Origin of the sequence: Pseudothioclava arenosa (assembly GCF_002358085.1) — a bacterium.
Lineage (GTDB): Bacteria > Pseudomonadota > Alphaproteobacteria > Rhodobacterales > Rhodobacteraceae > Pseudothioclava > Pseudothioclava arenosa.
Genome location: NZ_NTJD01000024.1, coordinates 1 through 1,073, shown reverse-complemented (window position 1 = coordinate 1,073; position 1,073 = coordinate 1). Strand labels below are relative to the sequence as shown.

Annotated in this window: 1 protein-coding gene; it reads right to left on the bottom strand. The window is 67.1% G+C overall.

Features of this window, described 5'->3' with window-relative positions:
* The coding region (locus CLN94_RS13795) for a calcium-binding protein (protein WP_143598942.1) at window positions 1-1,073 on the bottom strand (1,073 nt) is incomplete at both ends.

Here is a 1,073-nt window from a genome sequence, read left to right as displayed (position 1 = left end):
GTTGTGTTGACGAGGATCATCACATTGCCGAGGTCGTCGGTGATATGCAGGTCCGCGCCGATCTCGGTGGCGTGGTTGGCCAAGAGGTCGGCCAGGTCCGTGATCCCGACCGCATCGCCGGAGAACAGGATCACGTCCTCGCTGGCCACGAAGTCGCGCACCTCATCCGTGCCCGCGCTGAACTCGAACACATCCGCGTCCAGCCCGCCCCAGAGCGTATCGTCGCCGAGCCCGCCATAAAGCACATCCGCCCCGTCCTGGCCGCCAAGCCGGTCGTTCCCGCCGCCGCCCAGGATCGTGTCGTCGCCCGTCCCGCCCCAAAGCCCGTCGTCATGCTCGCCGCCGTCGATCAGGTCGTTGCCATCCTCGCCATCAAGCGTGTCCTTGCCGTCCCCGCCCAACAGCGTGTCGTTATCCGCGCCGCCGTAGATCTTGTCGTTATGCGCCCCGCCATCAAGCAGGTCGTCGCCCGCATCGCCCCAGAGCCGGTCGCGACCGTCCTCGCCCTCGAGCGTGTCCGCGCCATCGTCGCCGTGCAACTGGTCGCCATAGGTGCCGCCCTGCAGCAAGTCGTCTCCGGTGCCGCCCCAGAGGATATCGATGCCGCTGCCACCCTCGAGCGTGTCATTGCCGTCGTCGCCATAAAGCAGGTCGCCGCCCTCGCCGCCAGCCAGAAGGTCATTGTCGGCGCCGCCATGCAGCTCGTCATTCAGCGTGCCGCCCCAGAGCGTGTCATTGCCCGCGTCACCATAGAGCGTGTCGGCGCCGGTCATGCCGCCGATGCGGTCATCACCATCGCCGCCCTCGGCATAGTCGCGCCCGCCACCGCCCCAGATCGCATCCGCGCCCGCCTCGCCGTAAAGCGTATCCGCGTCGCGCCCGCCCGAGAGCGTATCGTTGCCATTGCCGCCATAGAGCAGGTTCAGACCATGCCCGCCGCGCAGCGAATCCCCCTGGTTGCCGCCATAAAGCGTGTCGTTCCCAACACCCCCATCCAGCGTATCCGCCCCGGCAGACCCGTAAAGAACGTCGTCCCCAGAAGAACCGTCAAGGTAATCGTTGCCAAGGCCGCC